Raw genomic sequence first — 19,742 nt, forward strand, 5'->3', positions numbered from 1 at the left:
CAGCCAAGCTGGAAAGACTTAAAACAGCTCCTCGGTGGCAATCTGGGCACCCTCCACGAGGGACTCCAGCTTGGCCCACGCGATCTGGCGGTGCAAACGGCCACCGAGGCCGCAGTCCGTCGATGCAATCACGTTTTCCGGGCCCACCAGTTCAGCAAACTGGATGATGCGGTCCGCCACCAAGCGCGGATGCTCCACAGCATTGGTGGAGTGCGAAACCACACCCGGGTAGATGACGGTGCCCTCCGGCAGCGTGTGGTCCTTCCACACGCGCCACTCGTGGGCGTGACGCGGCGAGGCGCCCTCGAAGGAGAAGCCGCCGACCTTGGCCTGCAGGATCTCCTCAATGATGTCCTCGAAAGGAATATCCGTCACGTGCGGGCCATGCCAGGAGCCCCAGCAGATGTGCAGGCGAGTCTGCTCACGCGGGATGTCTTTGATGGACTCGTTGAGAATCTCAATACGCTCGCGCAGGAAGGCTTGGAAATCCTCGACCGTCGGCTCCGGAACCACCGAGTCCCAGGCCTCAGCCAGGTCCGGGGCGTCGAATTGCACCGTCAAGCCGGCATCGGTGATGGCCTTGTACTCCACCTTGAGCGCCTCACCGCAGGCGCGAACAAGGTCGGTTTCATCCTCGTAGTACTTATTAGGCAGACGTGCCGCAGCACCCGGGGACAGGGCGGCAACGAAGCCTTCGGTGCCTTCGGGGAGGGCGTCGGCAAGCAGCTTGACGTCCGCCTCGACCTGCTCCTGGCCGATGTAGGTAACCGGGCCGGTGAACTCCGGGTTAGCTACCTTCTTGCGGCCGGTAAAGATACCCGAATCCGGATCGTTATAGGCCTCGGCGAACAGGGCGCGGTCGCGGCGGTCCTTCATCGAGGAGAGTCGGATCTTGCCCGGCTCGGAGCGGATCTTCTCACCGATTTCCCAGCGGTCCTTGTCCGTCATAGTCAGGCCACCCAGGCGGGTAAAGGAGTAGTTCCACCAGGCGCCATAGTCCACGGCGCCGGAGGTGATGTGGCCGTATTCGCCCTCGTTAATGATGTCGATGCCGAGATCAACCTGGCGCTTGACGACGTCTGCGACAGAGCGCTCCAAAATCTCGTGGAACTTCTCGTCAGAGATGGTGCCGGCGGAGCGCTCGAGGTTAGCGTCCAACAGCTCCTGCGTACGCGGCAACGAGCCGACGTGGGTGGTGCGGATCTTATTGACCATGAGGAAACGGTCTCCCTTTCAACTAGACTGTGCTGTCTAGCGTAACCCACAGGCGAAGGACAGCCCGCCTCATTCTGTACTTTTATTCAGCACGCGAACGGAGCGTGTCGCCTCAGCCGAGAATTCCGGCGCCCATCGTCGCCTTGAGATCGCCCATGAGGTTGCTGGATCGCTCCACACGCAAGTGCTCGCCAAGGACCATCATGGTGGACTCTTCGCCGTCGACAAGCGTGAGGTACACGTCGGACTCACCCTTGTTGTTGACTAGGACCTGCTTCAGTCGTGCAATGTTGTCCATCGTGCACTGATCCGTGCGCATGGTCAGGCGCAGCGGCAGACCGGCGCCGTTGCCCGGCCCCAAATCAGGAACGCGGATATCGGAGCAGAACAGGGACATGCGCTCATCGCGAATCTTCACCTGGACCTTGGCCAGGATGATGTTGTCTTCCGCAATCTGCGGGGCCACCAGCGAGTACACCTGGTTGAACACGAGGATATCCACCTGGGCGCCGTTATGATCTTCGATGCTGACGATGGCCCAGGGCGAGCCATCGCGTTTGGAAAAGCGCCTGTCGACGCCCGAGATAATGCCGCCGATCACGAGTTCCTGGCCGTTGCCCACTTCGCCGTTGAGGATCTTGGTGATCGGGGTATCGGTCTGCGCATTCAGGGCTTCCTCGAAACCATCAAGTGGGTGGCCGGACACATACAGGCCGAGCATCTCCCTTTCCAGAGCCAGCTCATGTTTGCGGTCCCAGTTCTCCTCCGGGATATCGATGGCGAAGGCGGAGACAGAGTCACCTTGGTCATCGCCGCCGAAGCCAGCGAAGAGGTCGAACTGGCCCTTGTCGGCCGCCTTTTTGGTCGTCTGCACCGAATCCACGGCGTCTTCATGAATGAGCATGAGGCCCTTGCGTGGGTGTTCCAGGGAATCGAAGGCACCGGCCTTAATGAGGGATTCGGTGACACGCTTCGAGCAGGCCGCCAGCTCAATCTTGTCCAGGTAGTCAGAGAAGGATGTGAAAGCACCTTTCTCGCGGCGGGTCTTCACGATGGAATCCACCACTTCCCCACCAACGTTGCGGATCGCGCCCATGCCGAAGCGAATATCCTCGCCCACGGCCTGGAAGGTCTCCACCGACTCGTTGACATCTGGGGAGAGCACGCGGATGCCCAGATGGCGGCAGTCAGCCAGGTAGATGGCGGACTTGTCCTTCTTGTCACCCACCGAGGTCAGCAGCGCGGCCATGTATTCCGGCGCATAGTAGGCCTTGAGGTAGGCCGTCCAGAAGGACACCAAACCATAACCGGCGGCGTGGGACTTGTTGAACGCGTAGGAGGCGAAGGGCTCAATGGTGCCCCACAGAGCGTCCATCGCTTCCTTGGAGTAGCCGTTATCCTTCATGCCGCCCCAGAACTTGTCATACTGCTGGGCCAGCACTTCCGGCTTCTTCTTACCCATGGCTTTACGGAAGCCATCTGCCTCGCCGGCGGTGTAGTTTGCCACCTTCTGCGAGATACGCATGATCTGCTCCTGGTACACGATGAGACCGTAAGTCTCATCGAGGATCTCCTTGAGCGGCTCCTCCAGCTCGGGGTGAATTGGGGTAATTTCCTTGCGGCCGTTCTTGCGGTCGGCATAATCCCAGTGCGCGTTCACACCCATCGGGCCCGGGCGGTAGAGCGCCAGCGACGCCACGATGTCCTTAAAGCCCGTTGGCTTCATGCGCTTGAGCAGCTCCTGCATGCCGCCCGAGTCGAGCTGGAACACGCCCAGCGTATCGCCGCGCGACAGCAGGTCATAAACCTTCGAGGCATTCGGGTCGTCGGCATGGAGGTCCTCTAGGTGGACTTCCTCGCCGCGGTTCTTCTTGATATTTTCCAGGCAGTCACCAATCACGGTGAGGTTGCGCAGACCCAGGAAGTCCATCTTCAGCAGGCCGATGGCCTCACAGGCCGGGTAGTCCCAGCCGGTGATGTAGGCGCCGTCGGCTGGGCGCTTCCACATCGGGATGTGGTCCATAAGCCGGACCGAGGCCATAATGACCGCGCAGGCATGCACGCCGGCCTGACGGACCACGCCCTCGAGGCCACGAGCGGTCTCGTAGATCTTCTTGACGTCCGGGTCAGTCTCAATCATCTGCCGGACCTCGGTCGCCTCCGAGTAGCGCTCGTGCTCTGGGTCCATGATGCCGGCGAGCGGGATGTCCTTGGCCATGATGGCGGGCGGGAGGGCGCCGTTGATGCGGTCCGCCATCTGGAAGCCCGGCTGGCCAAAGTGCACCTTGGCGGAGTCCTTAATGGCCTGCTTGGTCTTCACGGTGCCGAAGGTGATCACCTGGGCAACCTTGTCCTCACCCCACCGCTCGGCGGCGTAGGTAATCATCTCGCCACGGCGGCGATCATCGAAGTCGATATCGATATCAGGTGCGGACGGACGCTCCGGGTTCAAGAATCGCTCGAAGAGCAGGCCGTGCTCGATGGGGTCAATGTTGGTAATCGTCAGCGCGTAGGCCACGAGTGCACCGGCCGCCGAACCACGGCCCGGACCAACGCGAATGCCGATGGAGCGCGCGTGCTTGATGAGCTCGGCCACGATGAGGAAGTAGGAAGGGTAGCCCTTCATATCGATGACGCTGATCTCGTATTCAGCACGGTCGATGTATTCCTGCGGCACATCCCCACCGTTGAAGCGATCCTTCAGGCCTTCCATGACCTCGTGGGTCAGCCAGGAGGTTGGGGTGTAGCCCTCGGGGACGTCGGCAATCGGCATGCGGTCGTGGGTGTGCTCCTCCCAAATCGCGCCATAGTCCTGCACGCGCTCCGCAATCCACAGGGTGTTATCGCAAGCCTCCGGCACCATATGATCCCACAGCTCACGCATCTGTGCGGCGGACTTGATGTAATAGCCGGTGCCGTCGAACTTGAAGCGGTCCGGATCCATGAAGGTCTTACCGGTCTGTACGCAGAGCATGGCCTCGTGGGAGGGGGCCTGGGATTCCAGCACGTAGTGGCAGTCATTGGTCACCAACGGCGGCAGGTCCAGCTTGCGGCCGATCTCCAGCAGGCCGTCACGCGTGCGCTTCTCGATGTCCAGCCCATGGTCCATGAGCTCCAAGAAGAAGTTGTCCTTGCCGTAGATGTCCTGCCACATCGCGGCAGCCTCCAGCGCCTCATTGAACTGGCCCAAGCGCAGGCGGGTCTGCACGTCGCCGGAAGGGCACCCGGTGGTCGCGATGATGCCCTCGGCGTGCTCGGCAATCAGCTCCGCGTCCATGCGCGGCCACTTGCCCAACTGACCCTCGTAGGAAGCCAAGGAAGAAAGCTTGAACAGGTTGCGCAGGCCGGTTTCGTTCTCCGCCAGCATGGTCTGGTGCAGGTAAGCGCCGGAGGCGGAGACGTCATCGCGCTTCTGGTCCGGGGTTCCCCACAGCACACGCTTCTTGTTGAAGCGCGATTCCGGTGCCAAGTAGGCCTCGATGCCAATGATGGGCTTCACACCAGCACTGGTCATCCTTTGGTAGAAGGCATTGGATCCGTACATGTTGCCGTGGTCGGTCATTCCCACCGCCGGCATGCCTTGGCGGAGCACCTCATCAGCCAACATATCCACCTTGGCCATGCCATCCAGCATGGAGAATTCGGTGTGGTTGTGCAGATGGACGAAGGAGGAGTTTTTGGCCATGCGGCTCATCTTAGCGGGGCCGTCAAACTTCGCCCGTAGGTCCTCGTTAAGGTACATTTTCTTAAATGTTCTACACCATTGCTGCCTATCTCATGTGGGGGTTCTTCCCAGCGTTTTTCCCGCTGCTGCGCCCCGCCAGTCCGTTTGAGATTTTGGCCCACCGCATCGTGTGGACCGCCGTTCTCGTCACCGCAGTGTTGCTGGTGACAGGTGGCTGGCGCGAGCTGAAAGCGTTCAGCTTGCGCACCTGGGGGTGGATGTTCGCCTGCGGCGTGGCCATCACCATCAACTGGGGCACCTATGTCATCGCCATCAACAGCGATCACGTGGCCGATGCCGCACTGGGCTATTTCATCAACCCGCTCGTCTCCGTGGCCCTCGGCATTATTTTCCTCAAGGAGAAGCTGACGAAGGCGCAGGTGGCGTCGGTCAGCATCGCCTTCATCGCAGTGTTGTGGCTGACCTTCATGACCGGTCAGGCCCCCTATTATTCGCTGGCTTTGGCCTTCAGCTTCGGAATCTATGGCTTGCTCAAGAAACGCATCACGGTCTCCTCGATGAGCTCTGTGGCCGCGGAGACCTTGGTCATGCTTCCCTTCGCGCTGATCTACCTGGGCTACCTCCAGGCACAGGGCGTATCCACCTTCACTACCGAAGGCCCCGGGCACGTCGCGCTGCTGATTACCTCCGGCCTCGTCACCGCCCTGCCGCTACTGTGTTTCGCCCAGGGCGCTAAGCACCTGCGCCTGTCTACCCTCGGCATGTTGCAGTACATGACCCCCATCATGCAGATGCTGTGGGCGTTGTTCGTCACCCAAGAGCACATGTCCACGGAACGCTGGATCGGCTTTGCCATCATCTGGGTTGCGGTCATCATCTACCTGGCGGACTTGGTGCGCATGGGCCGCGCTTCTCGACGCCGCGCCCGCCTCCACCCCGCCGACGCGTCACCCACCGCTTAAGGACTAGCGGCGCTTCAGCTCTTCGCGCGCCTGCCGAGCCTGGGCGCGCCGGGCGGCTTCCTCGCGCGCGTTAAGCGCCCACCGCGGCATGAGGATGGCCATGGCGATGCAGTAGATGGCCACCACGATGAGAATGCCGAAGGTGAGATTGTCCGCTCCCCAAATCCCTTGCGCGATGGCGGCCCCAGAGGCGATGAACGCGCCCGCCCACATCAACAGGTAGGCAAAGCGGTAGTTCGGCGGCCACTCGGAGGTGTTGGGAAACAAGCGCATATTTTTTCCTTGGATCTTCTAGCGGTAGCTGTTCTAGCGGTTCTCATTCTGTCCGACGTTGGCGGGCGGGCGCACGCCGAAGGAGCCCCATGCGGCATCCTCGGGCGCGACCTCCACAGTATCGACTCGCGGGTCGGAGGCGAGGGCACGCAATTGACTTCCCCCGGAATACACCACGACGGCATCGACCTCTGCCGGCGCTTCCTCCCTCATGCCGCGGGCATGGTCGGCCACGCGGGCCAGGACGGAATCGATGACCTCGGCGCGCGTGGCGCCAGCGACAGGTTCGGGAACTGCGATGGGGGCGGCCAATCCAATCACGATGGCATCCATGCGCTCGACGGGCTGCAGGGCGTCGCTCACGTCCTGGGGACTCAGCGGATCGTGAAAGCCCACCAAGGCATAGGCCGGCTCCTCCGCCTGCGCTAGTGAGGCCTCCGCGCGCTCGCGGTATTCAGCGGCGGTCTCGGCCCCATCCGGGCCCAGCTGGTCTCCTTGCAGCGCCGTGCGGGGTTGGGTGCCGAAGAGACCGAAAGCGAGAACCACCACCAGCGCCAGCACGGCCAACAACACCAGTGCCGCGGCCTGGCGGCGCCGGTAGATGCGCTGGCGCGTGCTCCGCTGCGGGCTCATCCGCGCAAAACCTCCACGGCGTGCTTCAGGTCCTCGGGATAAGGTGCGGTGCATTCAAACCACTTGCCAGTACCCGGGTGGGTAAAGCCAAGTTCGACCGCGTGCAACCACTGGCGGTTAAGCCCCACGCGCTTGGCCAGGTTCGGATCACAGCCATACATCGGATCACCCACACAGGGATGCCCGGTGGCTGACATGTGGACGCGGATCTGGTGGGTGCGGCCAGTCTCTAGGTGGACTTCGAGGAGGCTGGCCTCACGGAAGGCCTCCAGCAGCTTGTAATGTGTCACTGCTGGTTTGCCGTCATCGACGACCCCAAATTTCCAGCCCGCCGAAGGATGGCGGCCAATGGGTGCATCGATGGTGCCCACGATGGGATCCGGCAGGCCCTGGACCACGGCGTGATAGGTCTTTTGCACGGTGCGCTCACGGAAGGCGTTCTTGAGTTGGGAGTAGGCGCGCTCGCTGGCGGCCACCACCATGACGCCGGAGGTTCCCACGTCGAGGCGGTGGACGATGCCCTTGCGTTCGGTAGGTCCGGCGTCGGCAAGCGCATAGCCTGCTGCCCGCAGCCCGCCAATGACGGTGGGCCCATCCCAACCCAAAGTCGGGTGCGCAGCCACGCCCACGGGCTTGCACACGCAAATGATGTCCTCGTCCGCGTAGAGAACATCCATGCCCTCCACCAGCTCTTCCTTGGGGATGAGCGGCTCCTCTGGCGCGGGCATCATGACGTCGATCCACCCTCCGGCGTTTAAGCGCTCGGACTTGCCCACTGCCGCGCCGTCGATTTCCACATCCCCCGCAGCGCACAACTGGGACACTCGGGCGCGGGAAATACCCAGGAGCTTGGCCAAGGCAGCGTCCACGCGCATGCCATCGAGACCTTCGGGTACCGGCAACCTACGGCTTTCGCGCATTACACTCCCCCCGTTTCCTGCTCTTCCGACTTCTCATTCATCTCTGACCAGAACATCGCGATGATGAAAACCACAACACCACAGGTGATTGCCGCATCCGCGATGTTGAAGACAGCGAAGCTGCCAACTGAGATGTAATCCACCACGTGGCCGAACCAGAACCCCGGTTCACGCACGAGGCGGTCGATGAGATTGCCCAGGGCGCCGCCGGCGATCATTGCCAGCCCGATGGCCTGCCACTTGTCGTGGATACGCGGAGCGGCGATGGCAACTCCGACAACGAACACCAGCTGGATGGTAGTGAACAACCACGTCGAACCCTCCCCTCCCATGGAGAAGGCCGCACCGGGGTTAAACAGAAGGTAGAAGCGGAACCAGTCACCGATTACCGGTAGGGCTTCGCCTTCGGTGAGGATGGACAGCATCAGCGCCTTCACAGCTTGGTCGACGGCAGCCACACCGAGCACCACCGCAACCATCACTCCGATATAACTCCTTGCTTTCACCCGTTCCATTCTAAACAGGCTCATCCGGTAATTTGGAATGCGTGTTTCGTGTGAAAGCTCTAGCAGTCCTGTCCGCCACCGTCCTGGGAGTAAGCGGCGCGCTCGCCGGCTGTTCCTATTCCCAGCCCGCCAAGCCAGTCGAAGAACCGGTCGGCTTGGCCCTCGATGCCCCGCGCGTCACCCTCTTGGAGCCCGGTGACGGCGCCAGCCGCGTTCTGGCTTATCAGGATCTCGATGCTTCGCAGGAGTTGACCTACAAGGTCGCCACGGGTTTCGACCAGCAGCTGCGCAAGGATGGCAGCGCTGCCCCTTCGCCGGCCGCCGAGGATAAGGTCACTCTTCCGCTGCAGGCTTCGGTGGAAGCTGCCACCGAGAACGTCGAAGGCCAGCTCCCGGCGAGCCGCAACGCCTTCGTCACCGTGGGCAAGCCTGAGGCTGACGGCACGGACGTCACATCCGCTGAAGGCTTCCAATTTGGGTGGCGTGGTACGGATAGCGGACAGATGAATTCTCTGCGCTTAGCGGCCCCGCAGGCAGCAACCGACCAGGCCCGCAGCACAGTCGAGCGCGCTATCACCAGCCTGACCTCCCTGCCCATCGTCTTCCCGGATGAGGAAATCGGCCCTGGTGCCAGGTGGATGGTGGAATCACGCGTCACCGGTGAATCCACGCTGCTGCAAACCACGACCTATACCTTGGACAAGCTGGACGAGGATATCGCCACCCTCAGCGTCAAGGTGGAGCAGCGGCCGTCCCTAGGCGCGCTGTCCTTTGACGGCGCCGACGCCCCCGAGGAACTGCAGGGCAAAGAACTGAAGGTCCTGGACCACACGTCCACCTCGGAGGGCTCGGTCACGGTTGATCTGACCAAGCCGCTTCCCACCGCCGGCGATGTCTCCATAACCACCGCCATTTCTTATGGTGCGGAAGGCTCCGATCTCCGCGTGGTGCAGACCAGCGCCACCGACATGGAGTTCACGACCGACTAGCGAGCACGCTCGGCGCCTATGCCACGGCACGCGACAGCCGCGTCACGGGTTTCCAGACAACACAGCGCCCACCACCTGACTGGCAGAGGAGCGAGTGGGTGGTGGGCGCTTAGGTTTCTCGGCCGGGCTTACTGAGCCGGGGCCTCTGCGGGAGCCTCAGCGTCCTCGGCAGGAGCCTCCTCGGCTGGAGCTTCCTCGCCTTCAGCAGGGGCGTCGGCAGGCGCCGCGGCATCTTCCGGCACGGAATCGGCGCACATCTCCGGTACCTCTTCCGGCGGGACGATGTTGGTGACCAAGACACAAGCCCAGGTCTTAGACAGCTTCCATGTGCCACCCTCGTTTATGAACTCCACCTGGTCGGCGGTCTGTTGCTGACCATCCGGGGTATTGATGTGGACGGTCGCCAGCGCGGAATCCGGGACGAGGCCCGGGATGACCGGGGCCACGACCTCGAAGGTAGCACCGGATTCGGCCTGGGACTGCGACATGACGTCGAAAAGCTCCGGCGCCGTCTCGCTGCCCTGGACCAGCTGCACCTTCTCTTCCTGGGGAAGGTTCGGGTCGGCCGCCTTGGCGAGAATCTCGTTGAGCTGCTCCACAGTGGGCATCTCGGTGGAGACAACCTGCGAGGCGGAGGTTTCGCCCGAAGGCTTGGCGGCGGTGCTGCTCTCGCTCGCTGCATCCTCAGAAGACGAGCAGGCGGACAGGGCAGTCGCGGCGCCCAGTGCCAGGACGGCGGCGCTCAGCTTGAAGGATTTCACAAATACTCCTCACGTAGGGGATCGTGGTTTATCCCTTTTACTCTAGCGCCCGCAAACCCAGCCCTGGGTTTCCCGCGCAGGTGCGTGGCTGTAGTAGCCTGCTGGCATGACCTTTGCCCTCATCGCCACCGGTGGCACCATCGCTTGTACGACGGTCCGTGACGGTTCCCTAGTCCCCACCGTTAGCGGCCAGCAGCTGGCCGCCTCTCTGGGCGCTGACGACGGCACGCACGACATCGAAGTAGTGGAGTTTCGCGCGCTCGACTCCAGCTCCATTACGTTGGCCGACCTCGATGAACTGTTGTTGTGCGTTCGCGAACAGCTCGCCCGCCCGGACATTGACGGCGTGCTCATCACGCATGGCACGGATTCCTTAGAGGAGACCGCGCTGGCCTTGTCCCTTTTTGATTTAGGCGATGGCCCTATCGTGCTCACCGGCGCGCAGCGCGCCTTCGATCACCCGGCCGGCGATGGCCCACGCAACCTGCGCGATGCCTATGAGCTTCTGCGCTCCGGCAAGCCGGGCGTGTGGGTGCAGTTCGGCGGAAAGACCATTCCTGGTCGCGGCGCGCGCAAGTGGCACACGTCGCAGCTCAACGGCTTTGAGGAACTGCCGGTGGGAGACTCCGCCGTGCCACTCCTCCCCTTAGCACCGATGGCCGGGAATCCAGTTGAGATTATCGCGGCCTACCCGGGTGCCGGTGCCACGCTTGTCGACGCCTCCCTTCCCCACACCCGCGGCCTCGTCATCGAGGCCATGGGCTCCGGAAACATGGGCGCGGAAATGGGTGCCGGGGTGGCCCGCGCGCTGCAGGCGGACATTCCCGTGGTGATCAGCACCCGAACCCCCTACGGGAATACCAAGCTGGCCTATGGCGGCGCTGGCGGTGGCGCCACCTTGGGAGAGATGGGCGCGGTGGCCGCCGGCGGATTCCGTGCCGGGCAAGCGCGCATTATGCTTGCTGCGGCACTTGCTACCGGCACGCCGGTGGCAGAGATGTTTAGTAGGGCACCAGCCAGCACGACTTATACCGCGGGCTAGTTGTCCTCGCGTGGCGGGACCTCCACCGCCTCCTCAGGTTCGGCGTCTTCGTCCGGCGGAATGTCCTCCCAGGCCAAGGAGTTCAGCGGATCGGCTGGGCGGAGCTCTTCTTCCTCAGCCGCGAAGGAGCGCACGAACCCCGGGCCCGTAGCGCGGGTTTCAAAACGTACGCTGACCACCCCATGGCCCGCACCCTGAATCCAGCCGTGGCCGAAATCGGGGTGATAGACGTCCTGGGTAGCGCGCCACCTGCAGCTCGACGATTCCTCGGCATCCGCCGTGGAGGAAACATTGACTGGGGCGGACGTGCTGCCCGGCAGATAGTCGCTGACTCCGGTTTCATAGTCCGTGTCCGGAGCCTGGCGCACGATCTCACGGTCCAACTCCGGAAAGAGCACGTCTTGGCGGGCCTCCTCCAACCCTGAGTAGCTCACGCCCACCAGCCTGATAGGACCGAGTTCTTCCGGGTAGCGCGCCAAACTCAGCGCTTTAGCTTCGAGCACCTTCAGGTCATCGGTGGCGTAAGAGAGGGTGGCTGAGCGTGACTCGATGTGAAAGTCCGCCATCCGCAACTTCACCGTCACCGTGCGCGCGCCGCGCCCATCCTTGAGCAAACGGGAATGAGCGCCATGTGCCGCGCGGATGAGCGCCGCATCCACCTCCGCTGCCGTGCGCAGGTCGGTGGGATAGGTGAACTCGGTGGATATTTGTTTGGCAATCGCACGCGGGGCGACGGGGCGCTCATCAATTCCTTGGGCAAGCTCCCACAGCTGTACCCCCACCACACCGCCGAGTGAAATCTCGACTTCCTTGCGGCTCATTGCGGCCAACTGGCCGATAGTCTCCACACCGATGGCGGCAAGCTTCTGCTGGGTGACCGGCCCCGCACCCCACAGCTTGCCCACGGGCAGCGGGTGAATGAGCTCCTTGAAGCGCTCCTGCGGGACCACGAAGGTGCCGTCTGGTTTGGCCTCCCCCGAGGCGATCTTTGCGCTCTGCTTTCCCGCACCCGCACCAATAGAGCTGGGAAGACCCGTCTCCGTTCTAATCACTCGGCGCAAGTTCTCTGACCATTCGCGGACCTCCGCGGGCGTGGCTCCCAGGAGTGCGGCAGGTTCCATGAAGGCCTCATCGATGGAGAGCTGCTCGATGACCCCAGCGTGCTGCGCAATAATCCCAAACACCCGGCGCGAAGCCGCCGAATAGACTGCTCGGCGCGGTTGCACCACCACGGCTCGATACCCCACGAGCTGCTGCGCACGGAACATGGGCATGGCGGAATGCGCACCATAAGCGCGTGCCTCATAAGAGGCACCCGCGACGACCCCGCGGCCGGATGTCCCTCCCACCAGCACCGGACGGCCGCGCAGGGTAGGTCGGGTGAGCTGTTCCACCGAGGCAAAGAACGCATCCATGTCGATGTGAAGAACCCAGCGCTGCATAGCTACAAGTCTAAAACATATATTCGCATCCACAAGAAAGCCCTCGGCTGGCAAAGAGAACTAGCTCTCATGCGCGGCATGAGTGATCTATGCCCCACGATTGGCGTGTGGCGCTAGACACCGAACCCCGCATGCATGCATCATGTATGCATGCAAAAAGACAAGGTACCTGCCGCAGAAAGGGCCTATGAGCACCTCAAGCGCCGCATCATCGATGACGAAGTCGATGACTCGGACATGCTCTCCGAAGCCGCCCTTGCCGCCGAGCTAGGGATGAGCCGAACCCCGGTGCGCGAGGCTTTCCTCCGCTTAGAGGTGGAAGGCTTTTTAAAGCTCTATCCCAAACGCGGCGCGTTGGTCGTGCCCATCAGCCCCCGCGAGATCCGGGAGGTCTACGAGGCCCGCCTCCTCGTAGATGAGAACTCTGCCCGACACATCTGCGCGTTATCCCCCGAGGAACGTGAACTCATTGCCGATGTCCTCGATGCCACCATCGATGAGCAAAAGGCAGCCCTCGATAATTCTGATCTGGGCACCTACACCCAACTGGACGCAAAGTTTCACCAGACCATCATGGACAACGGTGGCAACCGCCTGCTGGCGCACCTCGGCCACACGCTGCGCGAGCGCCAACAGCGTTTTACCGCCACGGCCATCGGCCGCAGCGTTGAGAAGGCCCGCGCCTTCGTGGCTCAACACGCCGTGCTTGCCGACGCCCTCCGCACCGGCGACATCGACTCCTACCTCACCGAACTCCACTCCCACCTCAACTCCTCAAGGAAGCAACTGTGACTGTCTCCGCGCATTCGAACCCGCTTGTCGAGGCGCCCGCTACCCAATCCGACGCCCGCACAGAAGCCGACACCGCTGCTGAAAGCTCTGAAGGCGCTGAAAGCTCTGTCTCCGCAGGCTCACCCATCCACTCCCCCGAAACTCCGCTGTCAACGCGCGCATGGTTCCCCGTCGCAGGTTCCATGATCGCTGTGGCGTGGGGAGGAAACGAGTTCACCCCACTGCTGGTGATGTACCGCGAGACCTCCAATTTTTCCCAGGTGACGGTCAATGGTCTTCTCGCCGCCTATGTCGTAGGCATCATCCCTGCTCTGCTGATCGGCGGCCCGCTGTCCGATCTGCTGGGCCGCCGCCCCCTGCTGCTTCCCGCAGCGCCGCTGTCTTTGGCGGGTTCTTTCCTGCTATCCATCGCTCCCAACGAGCCACTCATCATCGCGCTGGGGCGTGTCTTGTGCGGCATGGCCTTGGGATTGGTCATGGCCGTGGGCTCAACGTGGATTACAGAGCTCATCACGCGTGCTGGCGGAGACCCGGCGGCAGGCGCCCGCAAGGCTTCCTTATGCTTAACCGCGGGGTTCCTCGTGGGCGCAGGTATCGCTTCGGTGCTCGCCCAGTGGGGTCCGTGGCCAACCCACACGGCTTATATCCTCCACATGCTGCTTACGTTGCTGACCGCCGTGTGGATCCTGCATACCCCGGAGACCCGCCAGCCCACCCGGGGCGACGTCAAGACCACAGTCTTGGAGCTTCGGGTGCGCGACATGCTGGAGATGCTGCATATCCCAGCTGTTGCTCACAAGCGTTTCCTGCGCGTCGTCGTCCCCGTAGCCCCGTGGGTATTCGGTTGCGCGGGAGCGGCCTATGCACTCCTGCCACAGCTCTTGTCCGATTCGGCCGGTGATGCCCCCATTGCTTTCTCCGGCCTGATGACTGTCATCACCTTGGGCTGCGGTGTCGCCGTCCAGATGGTGGGCCGTTTGGTAGATACCCATAAGTCCGCACGCGCCTCGGCGCTGGCCATGTTCGTCATCACCGTCGGCGCCATCCTCGGGGCTTTCGCCGCCCACTCACTCTCCCTGCCTCTCGGCATCGCAGCCGCTGCGACCATGGGCGCAGGATACGGTCTAGCTCTCGTCGCCGGCTTGTCTGAGGTCCAGCGCATCGCGGGCGAGCGCGAGCTCGCCGGCTTGACCGCCGTGTACTACTCCATTTCCTACACCGGCTTCTTCATCCCGATGGCCTTCAGCGCACTCGCGCCCTACATCGGTTTCACCGCGTTGTTCAGCATCGGTAGCTTCTTGGCGCTGGTCTGCCTCATCAACGTCATCCTTGCCTGGCGCGCGCACCTGCCCGGCACCCGCCGCTAGCACCGGCTCCCACCAGTCGCGGCGCCCTCCCCTGGGCCGCACTGCGCTACCCGTGCACAGACGTTAAAAGCTCCGCCTCCTATGTCCGGGAAGCGGAGCTTTTCTGCGACCGTTTACGTCGCCTTAGGCCTTAGCCACCGTAGCGGTTACGCCCTTAAGAACGTCGTGGACGTTCTGGCCAGCGCTAGCCTCGAAGGCCTCGGTCGTCACAGCGAAGTCGACGGCGAGCACTTCTGCCGCGATGTGCTCGCGGTGGCGGTTGGCCCACTCTTCCTTCTCCGCCGGAACAGACAGGACCACGGTGATGCGGTCGGTGACCACGAAGTCCTCGGCCTTGCGGGCATCCTGCAGGCCGCGGATGATATCCGCTGCCCAGCCTTCAGCCTCCAGCTCCTCGGTGACGTTGGTATCCAACACCACTAGGCCATCGACGCCGTCCACGCGCGCCGTGGACTCCGGGTTCGCAGCCTTGAGACGTTCCGTGTACTCATCCGCGGTGAGACGGATATCGCCGTCGACGATAACCTCCTCGCCATCGCGCTCGTAGTTGCCCGCCTTCAGGTTCTTGATGGCGCGCTGCACGTCCTTGCCCAAGCGCGGGCCCGCTACCTTGGCGTTGCAGACTACCTCGAAGGTGCCGACCTCATCGACGTCATCGGTCAGCTCGACGTCCTTCACGTTGACTTCATCGCGGATGATGTCCTTGAAGTCAGCCAAGCGAGCCGAATCCGGCATCGCCACCGTCAGCTTCGGTAGCGGCAGGCGGTTGCGCAGCTTATTGGACTTGCGCACAGACGACGCCGCCGAAGCCACCGCGCGGGTGGCATCCATGGCGGCCACCAGGTTCGCGTCAGCCGGGTAGTCCTCAGCCTTCGGGTAGGAAGCCAAGTGCACAGAGCGCTCACCAGTCAGGCCGCGGTAGATAACTTCAGCCACGTGCGGCAGCAGCGGAGCCACCACGCGAGAAACGGTCTCCAGCACCGTGTAGAGGGTGTTGAAAGCCTCCGCGTGGGTTTCCTCGCCCTCCCAGAAGCGGTCGCGGGAGCGGCGCACGTACCAGTTAGTCAAGGCATCGGCGAAGAGGCGAACCTCCTCGGTTGCCGTAGCAATATCGGTATTCGCCAGCGCATCGTTCGTGTTCTTCACCAAGTCATGTGTCTTGGCCAAGATGTAGCGGTCCAGAACGTTGGTGGAGCTGACATCGAACTTCGCGTCCTGGGAAGCGTAGAGCTGCAGGAAGGTGTAGGCATTCCAGATCGGCAGGATAGCCTGGCGCACACCCTCGCGGATGCCCTGCTCGGTGACGATGAGGTTGCCGCCGCGCAAGATCGGTGAGGACATGAGGAACCAGCGCATCGCATCCGAACCATCGCGGTCAAAGACCTCGTTGACGTTCGGGTAATTGCCCTTGGACTTGGACATCTTCAGGCCGTCATTGCCCAGAACGATGCCGTGGGCCACAACCTTCTTGTAGGCCGGGCGGTCAAAGAGCGCGGTGGACAGCGCATGCATGACGTAGAACCAGCCGCGGGTCTGACCGGAGTACTCCACGATGAAGTCCGACGGCGAGTGGGTCTCAAACCACTCCTTATTCTCAAACGGGTAGTGCTTTTGCGCAAACGGCATGGAGCCGGACTCAAACCAGCAATCCAACACATCCGGCACGCGGCGCATCGTGGACTTACCCGTCGGGTCATCCGGGTTCGGGCGGGTCAGCTCATCGATGTGCGGGCGGTGCAGGCTGGTAGGACGCACGCCGAAGTCACGCTCCAGCTCATCCAGGGAGCCGTAAACATCGACGCGCGGGTACTCCGGATCATCGGAGATCCACGCCGGAATCGGAGCGCCCCAGTAACGGGTACGGGAGATGTTCCAATCACGAGCGCCCTCCAACCACTTGCCGAACTGGCCGTCGCGGATGTGCTCCGGCAGCCACTCGATCTCGTTGTGGTTGAGCTCCACCATGCGGTCGCGGAACTCGGTCACCTTGACGAACCAGGCCGGCAGCGCCATGTAGATGAGCGGCTCGCCGGAGCGCCAGGAGTGCGGGTAGGAGTGCTCGATGGTCACGTGACGCACCACGCGGCCGGCTTCCTTCAGGTCCTTGATGATGGCCTTGTTGGCGTCGAAGACCAACTGGCCCTCATAAGGTGGCACCTGCGAGGTGAACTTGCCGTCCTCGTCCACCGGGATGACCAGGCCCACGCCATATTTCTGGCAGGTGAGCATATCGTCCTCACCGAAGGCAGGAGCCTGGTGGACCACACCGGTACCGTCCTCAGTGGTGACGTAATCCGCCAGCAGCAGCTGGTAGGCGTTCTCGACATCCGGGAAGAAATCGAAGATGGGCTGGTACTTAAAGCCCTCCAGCTGCGCGCCCTTGAATGTCTTGAGAACTTCCGCCTCACCCAGCTCCTTGGCCAGGGTGTCGGTAAGCGCTTCGGCCATGATGAAGGTGCGGCCAGCAAAGTCGCCCTCGGTGGCCTTGAACAGGACGTAGTCGACCTCCGGGTGGACCGCCAGCGCCAGGTTGGACGGCAGGGTCCACGGGGTGGTGGTCCAGGCGAGGAAGGAGGCGTTGGCAAGCTCTGCGTTATCCGCCAACGTCTTCTCCGCTGCGCTTCCCTCCACAGCGCCCGACACCGGGAAGGTCACCGTCAGGGTTGGGTCCTGGCGCATCTTGTAGGAATCATCCAGGCGGGTCTCCTGGTTGGACAGCGAGGTGTGCTCAGCCCAGGAGTACGGCAGAACCCTAAAGCCCTGGTAGATCAGACCCTTGTCATAAAGCTCCTTAAACGCCCACATCACGGACTCCATGTAGTTCAAGTCCATGGTCTTGTAGCCGTTTTCAAAGTCCACCCAGCGAGCCTGGCGGTTGACGTACTCTTCCCACTCATCGGTGTACTCGAGGACGGACTTGGCGCAGTACTCATTGAACTTCTCCAGGCCCATCTCCTCGATCTGGGCCTTATCGGTGATACCGAGCTGCTTTTCTGCCTCCAGCTCCGCCGGCAGGCCGTGGGTGTCCCAGCCGAAGACACGCGGGACATGGTTGCCGGCCATGGTGCGGTAGCGCGGGACGATGTCCTTGACGTAACCGGTCAGCAGGTGGCCGTAGTGCGGCAGCCCGTTGGCAAAGGGAGGGCCGTCATAAAAGACGTACTCGGGGCAGCCTTCGGTCTGCTTGAGGCTGGCTTTAAAAGTGTCGTCGGCCTTCCAGTACTTCTGGACTTCCTGCTCCATATCGGGGAAACGGGAGGAGCCAGCAGTCATATCGACTTTGGGATAAACACTGCCGACGTTCGCGGGATTATTACTCATCTAAAAATTCCTTCACTCGTTCGCTGTGGCGGGGACGCGCCTTGCGGCTCGCGGTACCACCCCGCTTGGGCGCCGAGGCGCCCCGCTTCGTTGATGTGAAGGAGATGACGGTCCCTACCCGCCCGGTTCTAATAATGCTCCATTAAGAGCGAAGCACGTTCTTCCGGAATGCTCCCCGGTGATAGCCGGCTCACTGCATACGCCTAAAAGTATAGCGAGGCGGTCAAGTTTTCACAGGCCCAGGTTCCCGAAAGCCTCAAAATAGAAACGCCAGTACATAAAAGAGGCACCTGGGATAAGGTTTTCCACAGGAACATTTTTTCTAATGCGCGCAGGTCACAAGGTGTTTTAAGCTCCACAAATATGAACGCGCTACAGGCTTTCCTCAACGCACTCGGTGCCGGCATCGATGTCGTCGCCGAGTGCGAAGGCATGTCTGAAGCAGACCTCATCGCCGCCGGCTCCCCGGACAAAACCGCGGCGCAATTGGCGCGCTTGCACACCAGCTTCTTTGGCAAGACTGCCATGACGCGGATGCAACGCGACGCGGTGAAAGCTGCGCGCCAACGCGGCCACTCTCTACCGACGCTGGAGGTCATTGACCGCTATGCCCGCAAAGCCAAGACGCAAGCACTGGGCTGGAAGCTGCGTCTAGAGCTCTGCCGGACTAGGGCCGATACTCTCGCGATGGAAACACTGGCGAAAAAGAAGCTCAAGGAGCACTCGGCACCACCCGCGCCGAAAGAGGGCGTGACTGTTTACCGCCGCCGCAATGCCGCGTGGACGATGGCGATCACGGGCCCCTCGCAATTGATTGCAGAGCTTAGCGACGTCGTCGACCGCGAACACCCCCTCGAGTCCATCCGCGAAGCCTTCTTTAAAGGCGCCGCCCCGCGCCGCGGCCTGCAGACTAATATCCTCGTACCGTTGGAGGCCATGACGAAGATTCTCGACGGCGACGGCGAGGAAATCACCCTTCAGATGACCAACGGCGCCACGATGACCGGCGCGGAATACCTCAACAAGGTCATCGCCGGTGAGATCGATAAAGACGGCGCGCTTGCGACCCTTTTCCACCCCTATCACGGGCCGGTCAACCTCTATTATGAGGAGCGCTCGGCCAGCATCAAGCAACGCATCATGGCTATGGCCGAGTTCCCAGTCTGCGCATGGGATAAATGTATGAAACCGGCCGATGAATGCCAGGTCCACCATCTCATCGCGTGGAAGAACGGCGGGTACACCAACCAAGAAAACCTGGTGATGCTCTGCCCCTATCACAACGGCGTGAACCAGGACGATCCGAATGCGCCGCCGGGCCGCGGCCGCATGGCCCGGGTCGGGGGTAAAGCGATAAGGACACATGGTCCTCCCCCACCGCCCACGCCGTTGCAAGCTCCTCCCGGGTTATTCACGAACACCGCAGAGCGAGACGACTGACAGCTTCACAATTAGGAGTCTTCACAGAAGAGGCCCTCCACCCAGAATTACCACTGGGCCGAGGGCTACCCGTCGTGCCTAGATGCGCGCACTGTAGGTATTCGACGGGCGCAAGACTATTCGCCGCTCAGATACACGCGTTACAGGCTTTCGGCGGGACCGGGCTAGTCGTCGTGCTTGCGGCGGAGTTTGATCACAGTGTCTGCGATGAACAGAACAATGCCCACCCCGGCGGAGGCGAAGAGCAGGTACAAAGACCACTCAGCGGCGGTGAGGATGTAGTTCACGAAGGCCAAGAAAGCAACAAAGGCCAACAGCAATGCGCCGATAAGCATGCGTGCTCTCCTTCCCCACCAATGACTAAGGGCTCTGTGCTTTACAAAGAATGTATACC

The 19,742-nt window shown here is 62.1% G+C and carries 16 protein-coding genes; 6 read left to right on the forward strand and 10 right to left on the reverse strand.

Translation table 11 applies throughout. The annotated features are described in order from the left end of the window. Nucleotides 1–18: 18 nt before the first annotated feature. Both CAURI_RS08570 and dnaE read right to left on the reverse strand, forming a co-directional pair. On the reverse strand, nucleotides 19–1,215 hold the full coding sequence (locus tag CAURI_RS08570; RefSeq protein ID WP_012715138.1) for a cobalamin-independent methionine synthase II family protein: 1,197 nt from the start codon (nucleotides 1,213–1,215) through the stop codon (nucleotides 19–21). A 112-nt stretch (nucleotides 1,216–1,327) separates the two neighbouring features. Continuing rightward, nucleotides 1,328–4,900 carry a DNA polymerase III subunit alpha gene (dnaE, locus tag CAURI_RS08575; protein ID WP_012715139.1) on the reverse strand — a complete coding sequence of 1,191 codons (3,573 nt, stop codon included), beginning with the start codon at nucleotides 4,898–4,900 and terminating at the stop codon, nucleotides 1,328–1,330. A gap of 65 nt (nucleotides 4,901–4,965) precedes the next feature. On the opposite strand from dnaE, the gene rarD reads away from it, so the two are divergent. After that, a complete protein-coding gene (gene rarD, locus CAURI_RS08580; RefSeq protein ID WP_010190503.1) occupies nucleotides 4,966–5,862 on the forward strand; it encodes an EamA family transporter RarD in 897 nt (298 codons plus the stop codon). A gap of 3 nt (nucleotides 5,863–5,865) precedes the next feature. Here rarD and CAURI_RS08585 read toward each other — a convergent pair whose 3' ends face one another. Genes CAURI_RS08585 through lspA form a run of 4 tightly spaced genes read right to left on the reverse strand, consistent with a single transcriptional unit; the run spans nucleotide 5,866 to nucleotide 8,203 of the window. Then, on the reverse strand, nucleotides 5,866–6,135 hold the full coding sequence (locus tag CAURI_RS08585) for a hypothetical protein (protein WP_010190504.1): 270 nt from the start codon (nucleotides 6,133–6,135) through the stop codon (nucleotides 5,866–5,868). 33 nt (nucleotides 6,136–6,168) lie between these two features. Then, complete coding sequence (locus CAURI_RS08590; RefSeq protein WP_010190505.1) at nucleotides 6,169–6,768, reverse strand: hypothetical protein; 600 nt, start codon at nucleotides 6,766–6,768, stop codon at nucleotides 6,169–6,171. Then, nucleotides 6,765–7,688 carry an RluA family pseudouridine synthase gene (locus CAURI_RS08595; protein ID WP_012715140.1) on the reverse strand — a complete coding sequence of 308 codons (924 nt, stop codon included), beginning with the start codon at nucleotides 7,686–7,688 and terminating at the stop codon, nucleotides 6,765–6,767. The genes CAURI_RS08590 and CAURI_RS08595 overlap by 4 nt, the downstream gene beginning before the upstream one ends. Then, nucleotides 7,688–8,203 carry a signal peptidase II gene (gene lspA / locus CAURI_RS08600; protein WP_029159002.1) on the reverse strand — a complete coding sequence of 172 codons (516 nt, stop codon included), beginning with the start codon at nucleotides 8,201–8,203 and terminating at the stop codon, nucleotides 7,688–7,690. Before lspA ends, CAURI_RS08595 begins: the two co-directional genes overlap by 1 nt. Before the next feature lie 32 nt (nucleotides 8,204–8,235). Between lspA and CAURI_RS08605 the strand changes: the two genes are divergently transcribed. Next, the gene (locus CAURI_RS08605) at nucleotides 8,236–9,183 is read left to right on the forward strand and encodes a hypothetical protein (protein ID WP_012715142.1); all 948 of its coding nucleotides are present in this window, start codon (nucleotides 8,236–8,238) and stop codon (nucleotides 9,181–9,183) included. 128 nt (nucleotides 9,184–9,311) lie between these two features. On the opposite strand, the gene CAURI_RS08610 is transcribed toward CAURI_RS08605, so the two are convergent. Continuing rightward, nucleotides 9,312–9,944 carry a WKL family lipoprotein gene (locus CAURI_RS08610; protein WP_010190510.1) on the reverse strand — a complete coding sequence of 211 codons (633 nt, stop codon included), beginning with the start codon at nucleotides 9,942–9,944 and terminating at the stop codon, nucleotides 9,312–9,314. Between the two features lie 106 nt (nucleotides 9,945–10,050). Between CAURI_RS08610 and CAURI_RS08615 the strand changes: the two genes are divergently transcribed. Next, nucleotides 10,051–10,986 (forward strand): asparaginase, encoded by a 936-nt coding sequence (locus CAURI_RS08615; RefSeq protein WP_010190511.1) that lies wholly within the window; start codon nucleotides 10,051–10,053, stop codon nucleotides 10,984–10,986. Here the strand turns inward: CAURI_RS08615 and CAURI_RS08620 are convergent. After that, nucleotides 10,983–12,428 carry a DNA polymerase IV gene (locus CAURI_RS08620; protein WP_010190512.1) on the reverse strand — a complete coding sequence of 482 codons (1,446 nt, stop codon included), beginning with the start codon at nucleotides 12,426–12,428 and terminating at the stop codon, nucleotides 10,983–10,985. The two genes, CAURI_RS08615 and CAURI_RS08620, sit on opposite strands and share 4 nt — an antisense overlap. 150 nt (nucleotides 12,429–12,578) lie before the next feature. Here CAURI_RS08620 and CAURI_RS08625 point away from each other — a divergent pair, with 150 nt between their 5' ends. Together CAURI_RS08625 and CAURI_RS08630 are read left to right on the forward strand one after the other, a co-directional pair. After that, on the forward strand, nucleotides 12,579–13,220 hold the full coding sequence (locus tag CAURI_RS08625; RefSeq protein WP_010190513.1) for a GntR family transcriptional regulator: 642 nt from the start codon (nucleotides 12,579–12,581) through the stop codon (nucleotides 13,218–13,220). A gap of 182 nt (nucleotides 13,221–13,402) precedes the next feature. Continuing rightward, nucleotides 13,403–14,587, forward strand: coding sequence for an MFS transporter (locus CAURI_RS08630; RefSeq protein WP_174878631.1), 1,185 nt, complete (start codon nucleotides 13,403–13,405; stop codon nucleotides 14,585–14,587). A gap of 123 nt (nucleotides 14,588–14,710) precedes the next feature. Here CAURI_RS08630 and ileS read toward each other — a convergent pair whose 3' ends face one another. Next, on the reverse strand, nucleotides 14,711–17,908 hold the full coding sequence (ileS, locus tag CAURI_RS08635) for an isoleucine--tRNA ligase (protein WP_010190515.1): 3,198 nt from the start codon (nucleotides 17,906–17,908) through the stop codon (nucleotides 14,711–14,713). 363 nt (nucleotides 17,909–18,271) lie between these two features. On the opposite strand from ileS, the gene CAURI_RS08640 reads away from it, so the two are divergent. Next, nucleotides 18,272–19,348, forward strand: coding sequence for an HNH endonuclease signature motif containing protein (locus CAURI_RS08640; RefSeq protein WP_010190516.1), 1,077 nt, complete (start codon nucleotides 18,272–18,274; stop codon nucleotides 19,346–19,348). A 164-nt stretch (nucleotides 19,349–19,512) separates the two neighbouring features. On the opposite strand, the gene CAURI_RS13935 is transcribed toward CAURI_RS08640, so the two are convergent. Beyond that, on the reverse strand, nucleotides 19,513–19,683 hold the full coding sequence (locus CAURI_RS13935; protein ID WP_010190517.1) for a hypothetical protein: 171 nt from the start codon (nucleotides 19,681–19,683) through the stop codon (nucleotides 19,513–19,515). Nucleotides 19,684–19,742 lie beyond the last annotated feature (59 nt).

The sequence above is a fragment of the Corynebacterium aurimucosum ATCC 700975 genome (assembly GCF_000022905.1).
GTDB classification, from domain to species: Bacteria; Actinomycetota; Actinomycetes; order Mycobacteriales; family Mycobacteriaceae; genus Corynebacterium; species Corynebacterium aurimucosum_F.